The sequence below is a fragment of the Fodinibius halophilus genome, from assembly GCF_011059105.1.
GTDB classification, from domain to species: Bacteria; Bacteroidota; Rhodothermia; order Balneolales; family Balneolaceae; genus Fodinibius; species Fodinibius halophilus.
Map to the genome: position 1 here is coordinate 127,406 of NZ_JAALLS010000010.1, position 21,998 is coordinate 149,403.

Annotated in this window: 24 protein-coding genes and 1 tRNA gene; 13 read left to right on the plus strand and 12 right to left on the minus strand. The window is 43.5% G+C overall.

The window, feature by feature from the left end; genetic code table 11:
* Window positions 1-79: 79 nt before the first annotated feature.
* Together G3569_RS09315 and G3569_RS18395 are read right to left on the minus strand one after the other, a co-directional pair.
* On the minus strand, window positions 80-697 hold the full coding sequence (locus tag G3569_RS09315) for a Dph6-related ATP pyrophosphatase (RefSeq protein ID WP_165268397.1): 618 nt from the start codon (window positions 695-697) through the stop codon (window positions 80-82).
* Between the two features lie 2 nt (window positions 698-699).
* The gene (locus G3569_RS18395; protein ID WP_205720115.1) at window positions 700-870 is read right to left on the minus strand and encodes a hypothetical protein; all 171 of its coding nucleotides are present in this window, start codon (window positions 868-870) and stop codon (window positions 700-702) included.
* A gap of 290 nt (window positions 871-1,160) precedes the next feature.
* On the opposite strand from G3569_RS18395, the gene G3569_RS09320 reads away from it, so the two are divergent.
* The 3 genes from G3569_RS09320 to G3569_RS09330 are packed head-to-tail and all read left to right on the plus strand — an operon-like array spanning window position 1,161 to window position 3,302.
* A complete protein-coding gene (locus G3569_RS09320; protein WP_165268400.1) occupies window positions 1,161-2,372 on the plus strand; it encodes a 2'-deoxycytidine 5'-triphosphate deaminase in 1,212 nt (403 codons plus the stop codon).
* 10 nt (window positions 2,373-2,382) lie between these two features.
* Window positions 2,383-2,598, plus strand: a complete 216-nt coding sequence (locus G3569_RS09325) for a bacterioferritin-associated ferredoxin (RefSeq protein ID WP_165268403.1) — start codon at window positions 2,383-2,385, stop codon at window positions 2,596-2,598.
* An 8-nt stretch (window positions 2,599-2,606) separates the two neighbouring features.
* Complete coding sequence (locus G3569_RS09330) at window positions 2,607-3,302, plus strand: RsmE family RNA methyltransferase (RefSeq protein ID WP_165268406.1); 696 nt, start codon at window positions 2,607-2,609, stop codon at window positions 3,300-3,302.
* Window positions 3,303-3,355: 53 nt separating this feature from the next.
* Here the strand turns inward: G3569_RS09330 and G3569_RS09335 are convergent, their stop codons facing one another.
* The 8 genes from G3569_RS09335 to G3569_RS09370 all read right to left on the minus strand — a co-directional run bounded on the left by G3569_RS09335 (window position 3,356) and on the right by G3569_RS09370 (window position 12,259).
* The gene (locus tag G3569_RS09335) at window positions 3,356-5,239 is read right to left on the minus strand and encodes a S41 family peptidase (RefSeq protein WP_165268409.1); all 1,884 of its coding nucleotides are present in this window, start codon (window positions 5,237-5,239) and stop codon (window positions 3,356-3,358) included.
* A 133-nt stretch (window positions 5,240-5,372) separates the two neighbouring features.
* On the minus strand, window positions 5,373-6,806 hold the full coding sequence (gene hslU / locus G3569_RS09340) for an ATP-dependent protease ATPase subunit HslU (protein ID WP_165268412.1): 1,434 nt from the start codon (window positions 6,804-6,806) through the stop codon (window positions 5,373-5,375).
* Window positions 6,806-7,354: an ATP-dependent protease subunit HslV gene (gene hslV / locus G3569_RS09345; RefSeq protein ID WP_138429134.1), complete on the minus strand. Its 549-nt coding sequence runs from the start codon at window positions 7,352-7,354 to the stop codon at window positions 6,806-6,808. The genes hslU and hslV overlap by 1 nt, the downstream gene beginning before the upstream one ends.
* Before the next feature lie 57 nt (window positions 7,355-7,411).
* Window positions 7,412-9,145: an Rne/Rng family ribonuclease gene (locus G3569_RS09350; RefSeq protein WP_165268415.1), complete on the minus strand. Its 1,734-nt coding sequence runs from the start codon at window positions 9,143-9,145 to the stop codon at window positions 7,412-7,414.
* A 480-nt stretch (window positions 9,146-9,625) separates the two neighbouring features.
* The gene (gene murA, locus G3569_RS09355) at window positions 9,626-10,897 is read right to left on the minus strand and encodes a UDP-N-acetylglucosamine 1-carboxyvinyltransferase (protein ID WP_165268418.1); all 1,272 of its coding nucleotides are present in this window, start codon (window positions 10,895-10,897) and stop codon (window positions 9,626-9,628) included.
* Complete coding sequence (locus G3569_RS09360) at window positions 10,890-11,399, minus strand: acyl-CoA carboxylase biotin carboxyl carrier protein subunit (RefSeq protein ID WP_165268421.1); 510 nt, start codon at window positions 11,397-11,399, stop codon at window positions 10,890-10,892. Before G3569_RS09360 ends, murA begins: the two co-directional genes overlap by 8 nt.
* Window positions 11,400-11,402: 3 nt before the next feature.
* Entirely contained in the window at window positions 11,403-11,672 is a 270-nt protein-coding gene (locus G3569_RS09365; protein ID WP_165268424.1) for a hypothetical protein, read from the minus strand.
* Between the two features lie 56 nt (window positions 11,673-11,728).
* A complete protein-coding gene (locus G3569_RS09370; protein ID WP_165268427.1) occupies window positions 11,729-12,259 on the minus strand; it encodes a hypothetical protein in 531 nt (176 codons plus the stop codon).
* 415 nt (window positions 12,260-12,674) lie between these two features.
* Between G3569_RS09370 and G3569_RS09375 the strand changes: the two genes are divergently transcribed.
* The 3 genes from G3569_RS09375 to G3569_RS09385 all read left to right on the plus strand — a co-directional run bounded on the left by G3569_RS09375 (window position 12,675) and on the right by G3569_RS09385 (window position 15,298).
* Window positions 12,675-13,517 (plus strand): DUF3108 domain-containing protein, encoded by an 843-nt coding sequence (locus G3569_RS09375; RefSeq protein WP_205720116.1) that lies wholly within the window; start codon window positions 12,675-12,677, stop codon window positions 13,515-13,517.
* Window positions 13,514-13,957 (plus strand): dUTP diphosphatase, encoded by a 444-nt coding sequence (gene dut / locus G3569_RS09380; RefSeq protein WP_165268432.1) that lies wholly within the window; start codon window positions 13,514-13,516, stop codon window positions 13,955-13,957. The genes G3569_RS09375 and dut overlap by 4 nt, the downstream gene beginning before the upstream one ends.
* A gap of 63 nt (window positions 13,958-14,020) precedes the next feature.
* Entirely contained in the window at window positions 14,021-15,298 is a 1,278-nt protein-coding gene (locus tag G3569_RS09385; protein ID WP_165268434.1) for an MFS transporter, read from the plus strand.
* Window positions 15,299-15,338: 40 nt separating this feature from the next.
* On the opposite strand, the gene G3569_RS09390 is transcribed toward G3569_RS09385, so the two are convergent.
* Together G3569_RS09390 and G3569_RS09395 are read right to left on the minus strand one after the other, a co-directional pair.
* A complete protein-coding gene (locus tag G3569_RS09390) occupies window positions 15,339-15,713 on the minus strand; it encodes a DUF2059 domain-containing protein (RefSeq protein ID WP_165268436.1) in 375 nt (124 codons plus the stop codon).
* Between the two features lie 199 nt (window positions 15,714-15,912).
* Window positions 15,913-16,443, minus strand: coding sequence for a PH domain-containing protein (locus tag G3569_RS09395; protein WP_165268438.1), 531 nt, complete (start codon window positions 16,441-16,443; stop codon window positions 15,913-15,915).
* A 169-nt stretch (window positions 16,444-16,612) separates the two neighbouring features.
* On the opposite strand from G3569_RS09395, the gene ccsA reads away from it, so the two are divergent.
* The 7 genes from ccsA to G3569_RS09430 all read left to right on the plus strand — a co-directional run bounded on the left by ccsA (window position 16,613) and on the right by G3569_RS09430 (window position 21,989).
* The gene (gene ccsA / locus G3569_RS09400; protein ID WP_240894668.1) at window positions 16,613-17,278 is read left to right on the plus strand and encodes a cytochrome c biogenesis protein CcsA; all 666 of its coding nucleotides are present in this window, start codon (window positions 16,613-16,615) and stop codon (window positions 17,276-17,278) included.
* Complete coding sequence (locus tag G3569_RS09405; protein ID WP_240894670.1) at window positions 17,275-17,538, plus strand: CcmD family protein; 264 nt, start codon at window positions 17,275-17,277, stop codon at window positions 17,536-17,538. Before ccsA ends, G3569_RS09405 begins: the two co-directional genes overlap by 4 nt.
* A gap of 2 nt (window positions 17,539-17,540) precedes the next feature.
* Window positions 17,541-17,939: a cytochrome c maturation protein CcmE domain-containing protein gene (locus G3569_RS09410; RefSeq protein ID WP_165268440.1), complete on the plus strand. Its 399-nt coding sequence runs from the start codon at window positions 17,541-17,543 to the stop codon at window positions 17,937-17,939.
* A gap of 3 nt (window positions 17,940-17,942) precedes the next feature.
* The gene (locus tag G3569_RS09415; protein WP_165268442.1) at window positions 17,943-20,438 is read left to right on the plus strand and encodes a heme lyase CcmF/NrfE family subunit; all 2,496 of its coding nucleotides are present in this window, start codon (window positions 17,943-17,945) and stop codon (window positions 20,436-20,438) included.
* A 1-nt stretch (window position 20,439) separates the two neighbouring features.
* Entirely contained in the window at window positions 20,440-21,096 is a 657-nt protein-coding gene (locus G3569_RS09420; protein ID WP_165268444.1) for a hypothetical protein, read from the plus strand.
* Window positions 21,096-21,845, plus strand: coding sequence for a tRNA pseudouridine(38-40) synthase TruA (gene truA / locus G3569_RS09425; RefSeq protein ID WP_165268446.1), 750 nt, complete (start codon window positions 21,096-21,098; stop codon window positions 21,843-21,845). The genes G3569_RS09420 and truA overlap by 1 nt, the downstream gene beginning before the upstream one ends.
* 72 nt (window positions 21,846-21,917) lie before the next feature.
* Window positions 21,918-21,989, plus strand: a tRNA-Asn gene (locus G3569_RS09430).
* Window positions 21,990-21,998 lie beyond the last annotated feature (9 nt).

The following is a 21,998-nucleotide window of genomic DNA, read 5'->3' on the forward strand; positions in this document are numbered from 1 at the left end:
TCGGAGGTCTTTGAAATACTGTTCGTTTGACCTCCCCAACCCTCCTGTAGAAACAAGAGGGGGTTGGAAGGAAGGTATTTTAAATCCCCCTTTGAGTAAATTCTTTAGGCGTTTCCGGTTCTAAGATCGTAACTTGAGTATGAAATTCTCCCTGCTCGCCAAAGGGGTCGATATCTTCTGAGAATCGGCTTATTTGGTTGACAAAGGCCTGGTTAAAAGGCTCTCCCACTCTGATTAACGATTGGTATTCCTCTTTAACAGCACTGATTTCAACCTTAACCGGTTTTAAAAGAAGAACTGTTAAAAGTTCATTGATATCTTTTTTCCAGATGGGAAAGCGGCAGTTGTATCCCATCTTTTCGAAAACCTCCTCACGCCATTGACGGATATCATCCAGATACCAATCACCGAAGATGAGATTTTCAATTGGTTCTTCAATGTTATTAAAGGTTTCTTGCAGTGATTCCAGATATTGTTCGTTAGAACAGTGGGAGGGCAGGGGTACAGTTATAAGTTCTAAGTCCAGTTTGTCAGCCTGGGCCTTTATAATATCCAATGATATGTTTTGATGCGGTACCGTATCATTAGATTTATTGAAGGTGGTAAGGAGAATGATCTTATTGTCGGGGTGTTCTTGTTGATAAAAGTGTAGGGCCAGGTAGGCATCTTTGCCCCCGCTCCAAAATAGAATATCCATAGCTATTGTAAAGTATTAGGTTGGTAGAACGGGGCACTGATCGCAATAAAAGAGGGCTTTGCAAAACCTTTGATTTCGTCATTCTGAGCTTGTCGAAGAATCTCCAGTATCCATCTGCTGCCGTTGAAAGGGAGATCCTTCATTACATTCAGGATGACTGCCCGGTTTTGCAAAGGTCCCTAAAAATTAATGCCAGATCCATTCTGTATTCTGATTTTTGAATTCCTATATTATGAGCTGGTTGATCATAAGTAAGATATTAAAATAAAGATACTGTGGGGCAATAGGAATTTGCGGTTTAACCATTGTGATGAACTTTTCAGTAGGTTAAACGCTTCTCAGCTTAGTTAGGCACAGAAGTGATAGCGCTCTATATGAGCTTGAGTCTCGCACCTAATGCAATGTTATGGCATTAGCCCTCAAAAAGAAATTGGTATTCAACAAAATTTAGTTATTCGATCTAATGAGCAGTGATATAAAAAAGGTACATCTTCGCACAAAAGGAATATTACCCGTACAGAAGTTACGTATGTTGGCTGATGCCGGTATCATTTCACATGCCGAGGGGTACCCCTTGCAGGACGACCAGTTTCAACCGAATTCTATTGATCTGCGGCTGGGAGAAAAAGCTATTCGCGTTAGGAGCAGCTTTCTGCCTGAAGATGAATCCGTAGATCAAAAGCTTGATAAGCTGAGGCAGTACGATTTTTCTATCACTGAGGGTGCCATCCTGGAGCCCAACTGTGTATATATTATTCCATTACTCGAAGAGTTACACTTGCCGTCTCATATTTCTCCGCAAAAAACACTGTTTAATGGTACGAGTGATGGAGTTGATTACCAGATTATATCCGGTGAGCATCTGTCGGCTAAGGCCAATCCCAAAAGTACAACCGGACGTTTAGATGTGTTTACTCGGGTAATCACCGATTATTCTCACCGATTTGAAGAGATACAATCGGGCTATAAGGGGAGGTTATATCTTGAAGTGGTACCCAAATCATTTCCTATAAAAGTTCAAACGGGCCATCGACTGAACCAGTTGCGCATCCGTCATGGGTATACCGTACTTTCCGATCAGGATATTCTTCGCACACACAGTTCCGATCCCATGTTATTTACTGAAGGAGGCGAACCTGTTGAAGTAGATGATTTAAAAGTCAATAATGGGCTCTTTTTAAGCGTCAATTTGCACGGTGAAGAAGGGCAGATTGTAGGATACAAAGCTAAGAAGCATCGCGATTATATTGATCTCGATAATATTAACTATTACGAGGTACCGGACTTTTGGGAGCCGATCTACTCACAGCACGATGATCACTTGATTTTAGAGCCAGAGGCATTCTATATTTTTGCTTCCAAAGAGCGATGTCGCATTCCGGAATATCTGGCAGCAGAAATGATTGCATATGATACCGGTTCCGGGGAACTTCGCACGCATTATGCCGGTTTCTTTGACAGTGGTTTTGGAGGACGAGTAGAAGATAAAGGAGCTCGTGCTGTACTTGAGGTCCGCTCTCACGATGTTCCCTTTTTGATTGAAGATGGGCAAACCTTCTGTAGTATGAAGTTCGAACCCAATACGGAGGTTCCGAAGTTTATATATGGGGATGACATCAAAAGTAATTACCAAGGCCAGGAACTCCGATTAGGAAAACATTTTAAACAGAGCTAAAAAAAGTATTATGGCTCAAAATTTAGTTACAAAGTGCATCTGTCATGATCGCTCTTTTGAAGAGGTTAAAGATTATGCTGAAGAGCATGAGCTTTGCACGGTAAAAGAATTACGAGAACATGATTTCTGTAGTACCAGCTGTGGACTCTGCACTCCCTATATCGAAATAGTGCTTGAAACCGATCAAACCCAATTCACCCCCGGTGAACCTTACCGCAGAAAATAAGTATTTGAATGAATATATACTATGCTCCTCCCTCGCAAATCAATAATGGATTTGCAGAGCTTTTAGATCAAGAAGCAAAGCATATCTCTAAAGTGATGCGTGCTCGAGAAGGGGACAGGCTCACTATTGTTGATGGACAAGGAGGGCGTTACCAGGGAAGTATTCTCATGATAACGAATGATGCTGTGCAAGTTAAGATCGATAAATCTGAAAATGTACCTCCGTCTGATCCCCGTCTTGTCTTGGGCATGGGCATCATAAAAAAGCGTGACCGCCTGGAGTTTGCGGTTGAAAAGGCAATAGAGCTGGGCGTAAGTGAGATAGGGCTTTTTCGCAGTGAGCGAACCATCAAAAAGAATGTACGCATGGATCGCCTGGAATCTATTGCTGTTTCGGCCATGAAGCAGAGCCTGCAGGTCTGGCTTCCTACCATAACAATGTATCACACTCTGGATGACTTTTTAGCCTCTTATACGCAGGCTGAGTGGTTAGTGGCACATGAAAAAGTGGAGAAACAGGATCACAGTTTTACTGATACCGACAGTGATACGGTCTTACTGCTGGTAGGACCAGAGGGAGGATTTTCGCCTTCAGAAATTGATAAATTAACTGATGGTGGTGCTACTACCGTATCATTGGGAGAGAACCGACTGCGAACGGAAACAGCGGTCACTGCTTTTCTTAGCCAATTTCTTATCCAATAAAAAAGCCCGACTCGCTAAAGCCGGGCTTTTTTCTGTACTAAATATTCTGCTAGTTATTTATTGTTGGGGACTTTAGTATGAGTAGCTGCGTAGTCCTTTAGTTTTGCTACTTCATCCCACATCCTCATTGCCGCATCAATGGTGTTATCAAAAACGTTATTTAAAACAGGATAATAAGATTTTAGACCCCAAACCTGTTTGGCAAGTTGCGCCTTCAGCACTCCAAGAGGCATCCATTCAATTTCTTCAAAGTGTCCCTCTGGAATAAAGAGCGTATCAGATTTAAACTCCGGTGTGGAAAGGGTATCAGATACAACCATATTTTTTGCTTGAAGGCGGGAAAATAATTCATCCTTATTTTCTTGAGTCCATTCAAACTCAGTACGAAATTTTTTGAAATTATCTTCCCATTTTTGACGAAACTCTTTCCCGTTTTTATCAAGGTAATCGCGAACAAAATTTAATCCCACCTGGTTTCTTCGCATAAAGTTAGTAACGATAGCGTTGGAGGTATCTTCCTGTACGATGTGATCAGGCACGATACCGCCACCACCATAGACGGTACGGCCGGCATCTGTTTTATATTTTAAAGAATCGGGCACATGAGAAATAAATTCTGTCGCATCGTCTTTGGCATCTTGGCCGCGTTGATAAATTTCGTAGGCATATTTCTGACCTCCTTTTTTAGAATAGGGCTTTTGGATCAGGCGGCCCGAAGGGGTATAGTACTTAGAAATAGTTACCCGAATTTTACTGTCATCAACGAGCTCGTATTGCTGCTGTACGAGTCCTTTACCAAAAGTACGTTGACCAACAATCCAGCCGCGGTCATGATCTTGAATAGCACCACTTACAATTTCACTTGCTGATGCAGATCCTTCATTAACCAAGACAATGACCGGGGTATCTTTGAATTTTCCATTCCGGCGCGAATGGTACGAGCTTGTAAAACGTGTGTGTCGACTTTTGGTAGAAACAATTTTGGTTCCACGGGGGAAAAACTCTTCTGAAATAGCAATTGCCTGGTGTAAGTATCCACCCGGGTTACCTTGCAGATCCAGAACTAATCTTTCCATTCCTTCTTTCTTCAGCTCTTTCATGGCCGTCATGAACTCTTCGTGCGTAGTTTGCACAAACTTATCCAGTTTGATGTAGCCGGTCTTATCATCCAGCATATAAGAGGCCCCGAGAGAGTACAAGGGGATATCATCACGGGTAATGGTAAAGTCTAATGGTTCCTTAACATGTGGTCGTTTTATGGTTACATCAACTTCGGAATCTTTAGGTCCTCGTAAGGCATTTCGCACATCATTGTTATTAAAACCGACAGCACTACTGTCACCGATCGCAATAATACGGTCGCCGGAACGGATACCGAGTTGGTCGCTTGGCCCCCCGGAGATTGCAGTAATGACGGTGATAGTGTCTTGGATAACTTGAAACTGAATGCCTACTCCCTGGAATTTTCCGGCAAACTCTTCGTCTTGGTATTTTCCTACCTTAGGAGGGATATAGACAGAGTGCGGATCCAGACCTTTAAACATGCCTTTCAGTGCATCCTCAGTACGTTCGTCCATATCTTCATCCGGGAAGTTACTGGACATATATAAGTACGCTTCTTCAAACTTTTTCACTGATTCGCCAAAGTCATCAACAGGAGTACCCTCAAAGGTAGTATCAATGGGGGTGTCTTTGATTTCGGCTGTTGTATCAGAGAGGTTAGAAACCAAGCCCTGAATACTTTTTTTATAGATTGCTGATATGTTTACCTCATCTACATAGTTATCCAGAATACGACGTTGTGTCTGAATGTATTTCTTTAGGTTTTTCTGGTCGTCGTTGTCGCTTTGTACGACATTTTCGACCCCTGCTAACCAAAAGAAAGAGAGGACAATGAGAATTGCCAGGTTGGGAGCTAAAAACTTTTTTACGCTCATAGTATTCAGTACTTGGTTTTTTCGATCTTTATTCCAAAACGTTTAAAACGCGGATAAATTATTCAATCATCCAATTAGTTTAAATTTGCTACAATCCAGTTACATTTGCAATAAAAGTGTTGGCCCCCTTGTATTACAGGATGTAATGGCTTAAATCCTTATCTTTAACAAGGTCATCGAGCTGTTTGTTCACATAATCTTGATCAATTGTGATATCACCGGTGTTTATATCGTCCGGGATGGCAAACAGCAGTTCATCAAGCAATGAAGATAAGATAGTATGGAGACGTCGAGCTCCGATATTTTCAACTCGCTCATTTACCTGGGCTGCAATAGCAGCAACTTCTTTAAGGGCGCCGTCGGTAAATTCAACATCAACATTTTCGGACTTCAGCATTGCCTGATATTGCTTCGTTAACGCATTTTTAGGCTGCGTAAGAATGTCGAAGAAATCCTGTTCGGTAAGTGAGTTAAGTTCTACCCGAATTGGGAAACGACCCTGCAGTTCGGGGATAAGATCCGAAGGTTTGGAGACATGGAAAGCACCCGAGCCAACAAACAGTATATGATCGGTCTTTACCATGCCGTGCTTGGTAGAGATGTTACTGCCTTCTACAATAGGAAGCATATCGCGTTGTACACCTTGGCGACTCACATCAGGTCCGCCTCCGCCTTTATTCCCATCTCCGGAAGATTCGGCGACCTTGTCAATTTCATCAATAAAAACGATGCCCTGTTTCTGTACGCGTTCCATTGCTTCTTGAACAGCTGATTCATGATCAATAAGCTTTTCCGATTCCTCGTCGAGCAGCAGTTCGCGCGCTTCTTCAATGGTAACCTTGCGTTTGGTCGTTTGGTTGCCGCCCATTTGTCCGAGCATATCTTGCAGGTTGATCCCCATCTCTTCCATACCGCCCTGGGGGCCAAAGACCTGCATCATAGGCGATTTGCTGGATTTTTGGACTTCAATTTCAATCTCTCTGTCGTCGAGCTCTCCGTTTTGGAGTTTCTCCCGAAACTTTTCGCGGGTACGTTCATTGAGCTCTTGGTCAGAGGCTTGATCAGCGTTAAAGTTATCATCGCCAGATTGGAAGCCGGGAGCGTTGACGTCACCGCCTTTTTTAACAGGAGGGATCAGAATATCCAGGATGCGATCTTCAACGATCTCTTTTGCTTCTTCTTTAACGCGTTCCTGCATTTCCGTTTTTACCATATTGATGGAAATATCGGTAAGGTCGCGAATCATCGATTCTACATCACGTCCTACGTATCCTACTTCGGTAAACTTACTGGCTTCTACCTTGATAAAGGGGGCATCAGCAAGCTTGGCGAGGCGTCGGGCAATTTCGGTTTTACCTACGCCGGTAGGCCCGATAAGCAGGATGTTATTGGGCAGAATTTCATCACGGATCTCTTTATCAGCGTTCATTCTTCGCCAGCGGTTTCTTAAGGCAATAGCCACAGAACGCTTGGCTTCATCTTGTCCGACGATATATTTATTCAGTTCCGCAACAACCTGTCGCGGCGTCAAATTCTTCTGTTGTACTTCCTTTTGTAACGTGCTCATCAATCTTCGAGTTCTAAGATACTTAAATTATGATTCGTGTAGATGCAGATATCAGCGGCGATATCGAGCGATTGTTGTACAATTTCTCGAGCCGAGAGGTCCGGGGCGCTTTCTTTGAGTGCTCGTGCAGCGGCAAGGGCAAAAGATCCCCCGCTGCCGATAGCTAATATTTGATCATCGGGTTCAATAACATCGCCCTGACCAGAAATAAGCAGCGCCTGGTCTTTGCTCATAACCACTAACAGGGCCTCAAGTTTGCGAAGAAACTTATCGCTTCGCCATTCTTTGGCCATCTCCACTGCTGCTCGTTTTAGATTGCCATTATACTGCTTCAGTTTTTCTTCATATTTTTCAAAAAGAGTAAAAGCATCGGCGGTAGAACCGGCAAAGCCGGCTGCAATCTTTCCTTCATAAAGTCTGCGAACTTTATTTACCGTTGCCTTCATAACGGTATTTTCCATTGTGGCTTGTCCATCGCCGCCCAGGGCTGCTTCACCATTGTGGATAATACCGAGTACAGTTGTTGCTTTTAAATCAGGTAAACTCATATGCTATAATGATGTTCAGAATTTGTGGGATAGTTCAACGAAAAAAGGGCCCTCGAATTATTTGTAATATTTTGATTTCGAATCGCCCTTAGAACGAGTAGGACGCGGCTTACGATCGTCACCACCGCGTGGGGGACGTTCATCTTTTTCGTAAATATCGAGATCTTCTTCTGAAACCTCTTCCTTACTTTCACTTTCAATCAGAGTTTCAACATCTTTTTCTTGCATCACAACATCAGTAATGTCAATATCTGAGCCTGCAATAGTAGCCTTGTATTCATTTAGAGAAACAGTTTCATCTCCCACAAATGTGATCTTCAACCAGTAGCGCCACATCCATTTTCGTCGAATACTCAGGAAGCCTTTTTCAAGATACGCTTTCAAGTAAGGATTGATGTAAATATCTACGGCGCGGTAATCAGTAGTTGTACGGAATTTGCTGAGCCATGCATCGAGGTCGGCAATAACCGTATTTTTGGTGACAACATTTCCTGATCCACCGCAAGTGGGGCATACTTTGGAAACTGAGTTTACTACACTTGGTCGGATACGCTGACGCGTAATCTGAACCAGCCCAAAATCACTCATGCCAATAACATTTGTTTTGGCCGGATCTTTTTTGAACTCTTTTTTGAGTTCGTCGTAGATTTTTTTGCGATTTTTGCTTTTACGAAGATCAATAAAGTCAACAACAATAATACCGCCGATATCACGCAGGCGAAGTTGCTTGGCTACTTCGCGGGCCGCTTCGAGGTTTGTTTTAAGAGAGTTGTCTTCTTGTTTCTCTTTGGCAGCATAGGGGCCGGAGTTTACATCGACCACATACATTGCTTCGGTCTGCTCAAAGATAAGATACCCACCGGATGGCATACGTACCCGGGGACTAAAAATAGAGTCTACATCTTTGGCTACTTTCATAAAGTCAAAGATATGTTCTCGTCCCTTGTAGAGTTCCACATTGGGAATCATCTGAGGGGCAACCTGGCTGACGTATGATTTTATTTTATCATGCATCTCAGGGTCATCAACCAGTACACGATCGTATTGTTTGGCAAAAAGATCGCGCACGAGACTCTCGGTCATATCCAGATCTTTGTAGAGCAGGGCAGGAGGTTCCGCCGTCTCAAGTCGTTCCAGGATACGCTCCCATTTTTTGAGTACATCCCGCATATCATCTTCGATAGCCTGTTCATCTTTCCCTTTGGCCACGGTTCGGATGATTACGCCAAAGCCCTCTGGTACCATTGAGCCAACGATACCTTTCAGGCGACGCCGCTCTTTATAGTTATTTATCTTGCGGGATACGGCAATATATTCACCCATGGGGATAAGAACGAGAAAGCGCCCCGCTACGGTGATATCAGTAGAGATACGCGGTCCCTTAGAACCAATAGGTTCTTTGACGATCTGAACCATCAGCTTTTGACCGGGCTGTAATATCTTGCCCGCCCAGTTCTGCTTTTCGTAGTTCGAGATCTGGTCGAAATTCGTCTTTTTTAGCTTCTTCTGTACTTTAGGACGTATAGCATTGCGCCCGTTGAGCATCTGAACATATTCCTTCAGATGGTCACCGGCATCAGAAAAGTGTAAAAAGGCATCTTTGGGGGTCCCCATATCAATAAAGGCCGCCCGGATACCACTCATTACTTTATGAACACGTGCTACATATATGTTGCCTACGGTACGCTGATTCTCATCAGATTCTATAAAAAGCTGGGCAAGTTCGCCATTTTCTAGCAACGCTATACGCGTCTGCTTGCCCGAAGCGTGAATTATAATTTGGTTTTTCATTGAAATATTCCTTCACGCGGATGCTGTCCTCCGGACTTTTAATCCTTATCAAAAAAGATTCAAAAGAAATCATTGTAGATAATGCAATCCTAAAAACTGTTCGTCTTAGCGGAGGTGCAGCAACCGCTATATTAAAATTCCTGTTAGGATAAAAATTTGGTTGTAAAAGTCGATAGTATTCAGATTGCGGCTCTTGCAGGATATGATCACAAGAGTACAGCGAGGTCATAACGTTCGCTGATCTATGTAAAGAGATGTACAAATGCTTTATAAAAGCGAAAAAAATTGGTAATAATGATTGTGCTTTCTTCAGTTTCTGCAAAAAAGTGAACCTAAATAGCTTTAAATACCTCTGAATACCATTTGTGAGTATCACACTAATATACAAGTAGTTTTGCTATTATGTAAGCAGAAAAATAGGAGTTGTAAATATGTATCCTCTTCATTCACTATCTGGAAAACGGCTAGTGGTTTTATTGCTTACTTTTCTTGTGCTACTCGTTTAATATTTGCGCCAACATTGGTGAGTTTTTCTTCCAGGTCTTCATATCCCCGGTCGAGATGATAAATGCGAAGCACGTCTGAGTGCCCCTCGGCCACCATTGCTGCCAAAACTAGGCTAACACTGGCTCGCAGGTCGGTACTCATTACAGAGGCACCCTTCAGTTGGTTTTTTCCTTCGATATGAACCGTATTTTCTTCGACATCCATATCACCGCCCAAGCGTACTACTTCTGGTACATAACTAAATCGATCATAATAAATAGTATCGGTAACTGAAGATTTACCGTTGGCTTGTGTCATCATAGTAGACCACTGGGCCTGCAGGTCGGTGGGGAAACCGGGATAAACCTCTGTTTTTACTGAAACGGGGTTAATTGTTTCCGGCGCTTTGATATGAATAGTATCTTTGTTGATGGTCATATCGGCTCCCGTTTTGGAAAAAGTTTCAGGGAAACCACCCAGGTCATCCACATCGACATTGGTAAGGGTGACATTTGATTGGGGATGCATAGCCGCAGCGATCATAAAGGTGCCGGTTTCAATACGGTCGGATGCGTTGCGAATAGCGATCCCTTCGAGGGTATCTACTCCACGAATTGTAAGGGTTTGGGTGCCTATGCCTTCGATGTTTGCCCCCATTTCTACCAGTTTCTTACAAAGAAGAACTACATCCGGTTCGCGGGCGGCATTTTTAATCGTAAACTCTTTAGCACGTAATACCGAGGCCAATACCAGGTTAACGGTTGCTCCAACGCTGCTGGGTTCTAAGGTGAATGTTCCACCTTCCATCTGTTCTGGGGCTTCGGCAATAACATATCCCTGATCAAGTGTAATATCAGCCCCCATTTCGCGCATGCCGTCGAGGTGAAGGTCAACAGGGCGGGGCCCCCATGCACAACCGCCGGGTAAAGATACTTTGGCTTTGCCAAATTTACCGAGCAGAGCTCCCAACATATAAAACGAGGCACGCATTTTACGCACGAGCTCATATGGCGCTTCCAGGTGGGAGAGGTGTTTAGGGTCGATGGTTAATATTCCATCTTCTTCATCAAAATCTACCTTGCACCCGGTTACCCGAATAACATTATTAAATGTGTAGATATCGCGAAGTTTAGGAATGTTGGTAATAGTAGTAGGTGAGTCGCCAAGGAGAGCGGCTGCCATCAAAGGCAGGGCTGCATTTTTTGAACCACTGATTGGAATAGATCCTTGGAGAGGGGTAGGTCCTTCAATAACAAATTTATCCACTTGCTTCTATTTCTAAGATTAAGGCGTCTTTTTCTAGCGAATCCCCTTCGGAGACAGCGATCGATGATATTATGCCGTCAACGGGGGCTTTAAGTTCATTTTCCATTTTCATTGCTTCAAGAATAGCAACGGGAGAGCCGAGTTCTACTTCGTCTCCTTCTTCAACGAGTACTTCAAGAATTTTGCCCGGCATGGGAGCATTGAGTTCGCCTTCTCCAATTTCACCGGCACGTTTAAAGCCGAGACGATCTAGCAGGAGGTCTTGCTCATTTCGTACATCTACCGAGTGCCAGTTACCGTTAAGGGTAAAAGAGACGGTGTGTTTGTCATACTCTACATTATCGATTTGGTAGAGTTTTGTTCCCATTCGAAGGAGGTAACGGCCATTTTCTTGTTGAGAAAATTGATAAGAGCGTTGCTCATTCTCAAAGGCTACTTCACCGGATTCTTCAAGCAGTTCAAGTTCCGTGGCTTGGTCGTCAATGACAGCTTCAAACTTCATATGTTATCGTGATTTAATTTCTGCGAGTCCTTTGCTTGTGGCTTGAAAGGTGAAATCTTGCAGGTTATCGGTATCGTAAAAGCTGGTTAGGGCAATCTTATTACCGGTACGCTCATAGGCTTCAACAAAACCAAAGCTCAGCAGGTTAATGAGATCATCACGCAGTTCACCGTGCAAGAGCTGAGTTTCTTCTTTAATAACCTGGAATTTCTCCGGAAAAATGAGTTTCTCGAGTACCCGTTTTTCCGTTTTCGTAATTTTTCTTTTGGCCATGTATTTTTATCATTTTTGAAAGACTGAAAATAGGAGCCGCGAACCTATTTAACAACCTATTCTATGCGAATATCTCCATAGCTGATCAGGTTTTCTTTATTATCATAAATTAAGATCCGATAGGTCGTTCGAGCATCAGCACTGGAGTTTTCTGCAATAAGCGCACCATCGATAGTAATGGTAGTAATGGCGCTGCCTAAGTCGGTATCATTGAGTTCTTTTATTAAGAAGCTGTTCGCATTTTTGGGAAAGCGGAACTTATAAATCTTCATGCCCTCTACAGCATCAGAAACATTAGATTTGACTTGCAGGGTGAGATCTTCGTTATACCCCAGGGGATTGGGATGAGGGTAGTCTGTAATATTTGACTTTACTTGCAATAGTCCTCGGTACATGGGGCTAATATTCCAGTCGTCATTATCGACATTGCCCACAACCTTGCCACTTGTGTTGGTGTGAGTAATGCCATCAGGAGTAGTAAAGGCTTCGCTTTCAAAATCACGCTGGTCATCGCTTTTGGAGCAGTTTAAGAGTAATAGCGAAGCACAAAAAATTACAGTGGTAAACAGTATTGAACGGCCCTTCATTTGTTTGGGTATGATGTTCCGGATTTATATTGGCAGCAGTATGCTTAAAACGTTCTTACAAGTAATTATTGTTTGCTGCGTTCTCTTTCTGATGATAACGAAGTAAAGCCAAAAGCTGAAATTTATTGCACCCTTTTTGAGTAGACTTTTTAACGAGCCATTAGTTTTGTCGAACAAAAAATTTATTAATCAAGTTATGTTTGTATTTGCGCCATAACTATATGGGGCGATCTGCAGGTTAAATATAAGTGGTGAAGGCAGTGTTTAGGATGGCAATAACCCTGATACAGGTTATCAGGAAAACAAAATAAACAGTAAGAATTGAGAGCGGTATTTATTATACTTTGGCGCTGTAAAAATGTGATGCCGTTACAGTATGCTGTAGGCAGATTCCCCAAGAGCGCTTTAATACTAAATGATTCCTGTTTTGAACTATTTGAGGCAACTGATAAAAACAAGTATCCTGGTAGTACCCCTACTGTTGGCGGCAAGCCCAAACCAAGCTATAGCCCAAGATTCACTGATAAATTTTGAGCAGGCCGAGCAGCCACCCACGATGGATGAACTACTCAAGTGGAAAGAGGTTTTTACATATGAGGTTCGCTACAGCTTTTTTAAACTGGGAGAGGTACAAACGACCATTGTAACTGACACAACCTATAATGGAAAAAAGGTGTGGTGGTTACGGACTATTATCACCTCAAGCCCGGGAATTCCTTTTGTTGGGAAAGAGGAAAATCACTACAACACCTTCATGGTTGAAACGGATAGTATGCCCTATACTCAGTTGTACTGGCGCGACAATGTTGATGAACAGCAATTCAGGGCTGAAGAGTATATCTATGATTATACCGAAGAAAAAGTGTACTTCTCCAAGGATGGAGAGCCCGTTGATACATTAGCACTGACAGAGCCGTCAAGTTCGGGACAGCTAATTTTCTATTATTCAAGGTTATTTGCCGGCACCAATAAGAATTACCGATTACCGGTATACTTGAAAGGAGAAAAAGGGTATATCAACGGTACCAATTCTACTGAAATGGAAATGCGGGAATACAAGGCGTTTGATAGGGCTGTTAAAACCTACTACAGTAAAGGAGATGCCGATATTGATGGGCCTTTTGGATTTACCGGTAACTATGAAGCCTGGTATATTGCCGATAAACTCCGAGTCCCCGCAGAAGCCCGAGCCAAAGTGTGGCTGGGAAATGTAAAAGTAAAATTAATTGACTATAAAAAAGAACGAAGAGATCTATGAATATTCAGTTTAAACGACTTGCTCACGCCAAAGACTTGCCATTACCCTCCTACGAATCTACTTATGCTGCGGGGATGGATGTTCGGGCAGCCCTCGATGAACCTATTACGTTAGCACCCGGTGAGCGAACCTTAATCCCAACGGGGCTAAAAATGGCGATGCCGCAGGGGTATGAAGCCCAGATCCGACCTCGCAGCGGACTGGCTTACCGCAATGGAATTACTATGCTTAATACCCCGGGAACCATTGATGCCGATTATCGAGGCGAAGTAAAAGTATTGGCGGTGAATCTTGGAGATGAACCTTTCGAAATTGACCACGGCGACCGGGTTGCCCAGATGGTAATTGCGCCCGTACTACAAGCAGATATTAATGAAGTGGAAAATTTATCTGATACCGATCGCGGGGAAGGCGGCTTTGGCAGTACCGGCGTAAAATAGTATGAACAGCTCCGGCGCCCAATCCTTAAGAACCATTAACTAACAACCGAGACTAAAACTACCTTGTTCGATAGAATTCGTCCATATATAAACCTGGTTTCTAATAACCAGGCCTATCGCCGACTTTGGCTCAGCCAGGTGGTTTCAAACTTTGGGGATTGGTTTGGGATCCTGGCTGTATATGCCCTCATTACCCGTTATTCTGATTCAGAGTTTTTATTGGGGTTAATTATTGTGGTTAAAATGATGAGCCTGGCCAGCTTTTCTCCTTTTGCCGGTTACCTTACTGATCGATTTAACCGCCGTCGTATAATGATCATGTGCGATATGCTGAGGGCCGTCATAGTTGCGGGGCTGCTACTTGTAGTTTCTTACGATACCTTGTGGCTGGCCTATGTGCTTACGGCACTGCAGATGATGTTGTCGGCGGTATTTGAACCGGCCAAAACGTCTTCTATACCCAATGTTACGACCGAAGAAGAGTTGGTGGATGCAAACGTACTTTCAGCGGCTAGCTGGAGCATCATTTTTACCCTGGGGATGGGATTCGGCGGCTTGGCAACAGCGTGGTTGGGAACCGACCTTGTGTTTATCATTGATGCCTGTACCTATTTATTATCGGCCTGGTTTATTTACCGGGCAACGATTCCACAGGAGCGGATGTCTGAAGCAGAACTGAAACGGACACGAAACCCCATTACAGGTATTGTAGAAGGGTTCCAATACCTATGGAATAACAAGCAGATTATGCGCCCCACCTTGGCTAAAGCCGGCTATACGATGTTCCTGGGAGCGCTAACCTATATGCTCATATTGATTTCTGAGGATGTACTGCTGATGGGGAGTGTCGGTATAGGTTTGCTGTATTCTGCCCGAGGGGTGGGGACCGGAGTTGGGCCGATTATAGGTCGTCGCATTTTTAGCCAGGAGAAAGATTGGGTGCGTGCTATGGGGCTTTGTATGATTTTCGGTGGATTGATGTATGCGGTGGTAGGTATGACAACAAGTTTGGTGGTGATGCTTGTTTTCGTTTTTATCGCCCATGCCGCTTCCGGGGCCAATTGGGTAATGAGTACGGTGTTGTTACAGCGTCGTACGCCCGATACGTTCCGGGGGCGTGTGTTCAGTACAGAATGGCTGCTGTTTACTCTGGCCCAGTCTATTTCTGTTTTAACAGCATCCTGGGTGTTAGAAAATGGGTGGCTTACAATACAGCAAGCAATGGTAGTATTTGCCCTGTCCTTGAGCGTAATTGGTATTTTATGGCACAACACAATTGCTAAGGATGAGGAAGCATATCAAGAAAACCTCCTTGATCTTAGTACGGCCGAGAAGAGATAAATTCCCGGTCTCAGCGAACCCGGGAATTTATTGTGAAATGTCAGTTGCCCTGCATTTTTTGCATAATCTTTTGTTGTAGCTCCATCTGGTGATCCATAATAACTCCTTGTGTGATCTTAGCGGTTTTTTCTGTGATGGTGGGAGTAAGTCGGGCATACTTTTGACCAATATCACTTTTGTAAAATGTAGTTAGCTCACGGATCTCTTTTTCTGAGAACGTTTCCTTATACACCTTTTTGATATCTTCGCCGATACTTTCCCAATTGATATACTTGTGGAAAAACTCTGACATAATCTCCTGGTGTTGGGCCATTTGAGGCATGGATTGGGCCTGTAGTTTTAGCATGCGATCTGCAGATTCTGTGATCTGCTTTTCCATATTCATAGCATCCATGAGTTCATTGACTGCTTGCATATGCGAATCTGTTTGTGCATATGCGGTAATTGAAATTATGAACAGCAGGAATGTAAAGATGCATTTTTTCATTGCTTTAGGCTTTGTGTTATAGGTTATGTCCCAGAATGGTGACACAAGTTTATACCTGTGCTACCGGGACGTAGGTTATGAATAGAGCACAATTGTTGTACTCCTGATAAAATGAGTTTAAAAAGAATTATTCAAAATGTTTGCGCTCTTTTTTAAAATCTTCGTCAGAAACCAGCCCTTGCTGCCATAGTCCCGTCAGATAATCCATGCGTTCCTTGGTGCCGGGTTTGTGGTCTGGTTTGTCCGGTTTATTGGCTTTTTCTTGTTTCAGGCGTTCTTTTTGGTCATAGATCGCTTTTTCTAATAGGTCTTTTAGTTTATGGGGCATTTCCAATCCCAAAAGAGTCATCGAAGAAGCTGAAGTATGCAGGGTAATATCACCGACATCCATTTTTTCTTGAATCCAGTCTTGTTGAACCTCCACCTTCTCTATATTTACCAAGTCGATGTTGCGTTGATATTTATCATCACGTGAGGTTACGTGGGTATCACTAAAACGGTATCTGTGTTTTTTGTGCTTCTTTTGTACCCAGTATAATAGAACAAGTCCAATCCCAAAAAGGGGGATAAGCAGAACAGAGAGAATATACCCCAAAACATGATTTTTCCAGCTTGTGGAAAGTGAAACAATTTTCTGTGTAGATTTTTTTTCATCCATAAGAACAAAAACTTCGATTTGAACAACACAAATGAGACACCATAAATTTAGGTAAAATTCGGTAAATACAAAGGGGAAATGACTAAGTTTTCCCAAACAGATTTCGTATATTGTGACGCTCTGGAAATAATGCAACATTGAAAGCCTTAAGACAAGTACGATTCGAAACATGAGACTAAAGCCTTGGAAATATGTAGTAGCCCTGTGGATGACCGCAGTGATTGTTGGAGGCTTTTTAATCCCTATTCCGGAAATTCCCGTCTTGGAAGAGTCGGCTCGTAACTTATTCTTGCATGTACCTATGTGGTTTACGATGTCGGTTTGTTTTGCATTAGGCCTTTTTTACAGCATAAAATATTTGAATAATCCGGATTTAGCTGTTGACAGAAAGGCCGAAACCGCCACACAAATCGGACTGTTGTTTGGGGTTTGTGGATTGCTGACCGGGGCGTTGTGGGCACGCTTTACATGGGGCACTTGGTGGACGTTTTCGGAGCCGCGAATGAATCTTTCGGCATTGGGGATGATGATTTATGTCGCTTACTTTGTATTGCGGACAGCTTTTGATAATCCCGATAAACGAGCCAAAATTGCAGCGGTATTTAATGTTTTTGCTGCAACGACGATACCTTTTTTGCTCTATATTATTCCTCGACAGTTACCCAGCCTGCACCCCGGGGCAGATGGGAACCCGGCGTTTAGTGAAATAACTGCACCGGAATTGCGCTATATATTTTATCCGGCGGTTATTGGATTTATCGGTCTGGCTATTTGGCTGATTGATATCCTGAATCGATATAAAAAAGTTAAGCACCAAATTGAACAACCTTTATGAGTTTTTCGTTAATGCAGGTACAAGAAGATACGGTTGCAGCCGTTGATACACTGTCTAAGTCGTATTCCTCACAGTGGGAGGCATCGGCGGGGCTCGAAGAAGCGGGTCCGGTGATGCAGGCCATGGCTTCGAATGATCTAATTTTTATTGTGTTGGGCGTAAGCCTGATTATATGGCTGGTGTTGCTGTTTTTTATTATCCGAACGGACAAAAAAGTAGGGCAGCTCGAAAAGAAACTTAATAACTCAAATACAGATTAACCATGAAACCAAAGCTTATTATTGGCATTATTGCCATCGTTGGTTTTACCTCTTTACTGATGTATAACTTCGGGAATAGCATCAGCACCTATGTGAATTTTGAACAGGCCTCGGGCATGGAAGGAGCCCACGTTGTAGGCACGCTCGACAAATCCAAGGACTATGGATTTTCGATGAAATCGAAACAGCTATCGTTCTATATGAAGGATGAAGCAGGCAATGTTCGTCGTGTTATTTATCCCAAAACCAAGCCCAACAATTTTGAAGAAGCTGATAAGCTTGTTGTTATCGGTAAGATGGAAAACGGGGTGTTTTATGCCAATGAGATGTTGATGAAATGTCCTTCCAAGTATAACAACAATGACGGTTCGCAATTTCAAAAAGCTTCAAAGAGCTCTTAACGAATGATTAGTTTTTTAGGCAAGTTTTTTATCAATGCAGCCTTTCTATGTTCCATCTTGGCTGTTATTGGCTATTTTCTGTATTCCAAAAAGGATAGAGATCAATATTTTAAAGTTTCGAACTGGCTGTTTGGTCTGCAAGGACTGTTCTTAGCGGTAGCCTCGGGATTTTTGATGTATATCATCCTGACCCACCAGTTTAACTTTTATTATGTATACAACTATACCAGCAGTGATCTGCAGCTCAAGTATTTGATTTCTGCTTTTTGGGGTGGTCAGGAAGGCAGTTTTATGCTCTGGATTCTGGTATCAACCTTGCTTGGTTTTGGCTTGATGAAATGGACCCGCAAACCATTTCGTGGTCCGGTTCTCTTCTTTTTGACCCTGACACAGGTGTTTCTGCTGTCGATGGTTGTTGGAATCTCTATAGGAGATTTCACGCTTGGAGCTTCTCCTTTCCGGTCGCTGGCTGAGGCGATGCCCAATGCTCCTTTCTTACAGTCGAATCCTGATTTCGTTCCCCAAGACGGTAAGGGACTGAACGATCTGCTCAAAAGTCCCTGGATGATGATTCATCCACCTATTTTATTTGTCGGCTTTGCCATGATGACCATTCCGTATTGCTTTGCGATGGCAGCTCTTTGGAAACAAAAATATAATGAATGGGTTAGTCCGGCACTCCCATGGACGCTTGGTGCTAATGTTGCATTGCTAACGGCTATTTTCCTGGGCGGATATTGGGCATATGTAACGCTTTCTTTCGGAGGCTATTGGGCATGGGATCCCGTAGAAAATGCCTCATTTGTACCCTGGCTACTTGGAACGGCAGGTATCCACACGATGATTATTCAGCGGAAAAGTTCAACTTCGCAGAAAGCATCCATTCTCTTTGCTATTCTGGCGTATGTGGCTATTGTGTATGAAACATTTTTGACACGATCCGGAGTGTTAGCTGACTCCTCTGTTCACAGTTTTGTAGATCTGGGACTTTATAATCAGCTGGTGATTTTTATGGCTGTGGTCACCTTAGTTGGATTGGGGCTCTTTTTCTATCGTTACAAAGAATTGCCATCCCAGCAAAAAGAGTCGAAGTTTTTGAGCCGTGAATTTATGACATTCGCCGGTGCTATGATTCTTTTTCTGATTGGGTTAGTTATTATTCTGGGGACCAGCTCGCCAATTATCGGACGACTCTTCGTAGATAACCCAACACCGCCGGAAGTGAGCTTTTATAACGAATGGACCATGCCGTTGGCAATGATTGCCGCCATATTTACGGTGTTAGGGCAGTATCTGTTTTGGAAAAAGCAGAACAGTGAAACATTGGCTAATGATCTACTCTGGCCGGTAGCGATAGCTTGTGTACTTACATTGGCCTCTATCATAATAGGGGATGTACGCAACATCTACTATATGGTGTACCTGTTAACGGCATGGTTTGCGGTAGTGGGGAATGGTGTGATAATGATTCGCCTGATCCGAAAAAATACAATGCTTATTGGTGGAGCGCTTAGCCACGTAGGTTTTGGGATTTTATTGCTCGGAATTCTGGCTTCTTCGGCCTATAATGAGAATCTGCTGGATCAGTCAATGAAAAACTACAATGCGGCTATAGAACGCGGTGAGATAACCGATGAGCAGGGCTTTCAGAAGACACAAAAGGTGAACTTCTTGGAGCTTAAGCTCAATCAGCCTAAAATTATTGATGACAAGTACAAGGTTACCTACAAGGGATATACGCTGCGTAACCAAGAGCGTCCCGGTCAGCAACAGTATATGATAAAGTTTGAACCGGCGGATGGCGAAGGAGAACAGTTTACCCTCAAACCCAAGGTATACCCAATGTTGTCATCTTCTTCGGCCGGTAATATTCAATGGTCGGTAAGTCCTGATGTACGTACCGGATGGTTAAGTGATATCTACCTGTATGTTTCGGGCAGTGCTTATGTAGAACGCCGGAATGAGCAGGCTAAAGAGCAAGCAAAAGAACGGAATCAACCGGTGGCTTCGACGGATGAAGACACCGTCACAACGCAAAAGATTACCCTTGGTAAAGGACAAACAGTAGCGGTCGGCAGTTATGACCTTACATTCCATAGTTATGGAGAAATTCAGAATAAAAAACTGCAAGACAGTACGATGGTGGCAGTTCAGGCAAATCTTGAAGTTTCGCCTCGCGGCAGTGACAGTTCTGCTCCTTTGTCCCCGATATTCTCGGTTTATAGCAAAGACGGTGAGAACTGGACCTATGCTCCACCGGTGAAATTTCCCGGAGAAAAAGATGCCTCTATTCAGTTTAGTCGCGTAGATCCAACAAATGGAGATATCGAATTGACAATACGCGGTATTGAAGAGAAAGTAGAAGAGGAGTGGGTGCTACTTGTTGCCGAAGAGAAACCATTTATATCGGTAGTATGGCTGGGCACCTTTTTATTGATGGCTGGATTTAGCGTTTCCATTTTCCGACATTGGGGAAGGGAACGAAAGAAATCCACCTAATATGTGTCGCAAACTTTTTGTGCTGGTACTTCTTTTTCTGTTTTTGGGGATGGTTCGAAAGAGCTATTCGCAGGAGAGGAGTGCCCCCGATCCTAAAATTGCTTTCTTGAAATCGATAGCCGTACCGGGTTGGGGACATCACCATGTTAATAAATCCGATTGGACTCGCGGGAAGTATCATCTGGGGATCGATATCGCATTGCTATTGGGATATATGGGGCTTTCAATCCATTCTAATAACCTTCAGCAGAATTGGTATGCCTATGGCCAATCCGAAGCCGGAGTGCCCATTAAAGGGCGAAGTCGATCATTTCAGTTGGCCGTGGGCGATTTTAATAGCTTGGCAGCATACAACGATTACCAAGAGCGAAGCCGAAACTGGGACAAGTTGCTTGATGATACACCGCAAAATCGATGGCAATGGGATAGCAATCGGCAACGGACCCGATACAGAGATTTAAGATCAGATTTTGAGCAGATTGATCAGCAGTTACCGGCTCTGATTGGCATGATGGTTCTGAACAGGATCATTAGCGGCATTAGTGCCTACAATCGTGCCCGGAAGCATACAAACAACTCTTCACTTACAAGCGTAATCTCGGTATCGCCTTACCAAAACAGTAAAGGGATTGTCGCCAATTTGAATATTCGTTTCTGATGCCACGATATAAGATTTTTATTGAATTCGATGGCAGCCGCTATAACGGCTGGCAGAAGCAGCCCAACGGGGATACGGTGGAAGAACGCATTGAAGCGGCGCTGGCTCGTATATTACGCCAACCGGTGGACATTATAGGGCAGGGGCGTACCGATAGTGGTGTCCATGCGGAGGGGCAGGTAGCACATTTCGATTTTCCTGAATCTCTTGATAAAGATCGGCTGCTGTATGCGCTATTAGGGGTGTTGCCCCATGATATTGCAGTTTGGGATATGGAGGAGGTAGCTCCCGATTTTCATGCCCGTTTTTATGCTTTAGCAAGACAATACCGATACCAGATTGCTCGTCGCCCTAAGCCTCTTTTGAGAAGCACTTCTGAAATGGTATTAGATGATTTGGATATCTCTGCCATGAAGGCTTGTGCAGATAAGGTGATGGGAACACATAACTTTGACAGCTTTACTAAGCCGGATAATGAAAATCCGGATTCTACCTGCGAGGTCGTGCAGTCGGAGTTTGTCTTAGCTAATGATTTGTTGACGTACCGTATAGAAGCGAATCGGTTTGTGCGCCATTTGGTTCGGCGACTGGTAGGCACCATGATCCAGGTGGGGAAGGGCAAACGAACAGTCGACCACTTTTTTGACTTGATCGATAATCCCAGTAAAAGTAAAAATGGGCATGGAGCTGCTGCAAAGGGGCTGATACTGGAAAAAGTGAAATACAAAAAAAGTTCAAAAAGTTCTTGACACGAATCGGGTAATTATATTATATTTGTGCTCTCTCGAAACGGGTTAACAACTTTGTTCAAAGAGATAGATTCCTCGGTAGCTCAGAGGCAGAGCAAGCGGCTGTTAACCGCTGGGTCGTAGGTTCGAATCCTACCCGGGGAGCTCAACGAT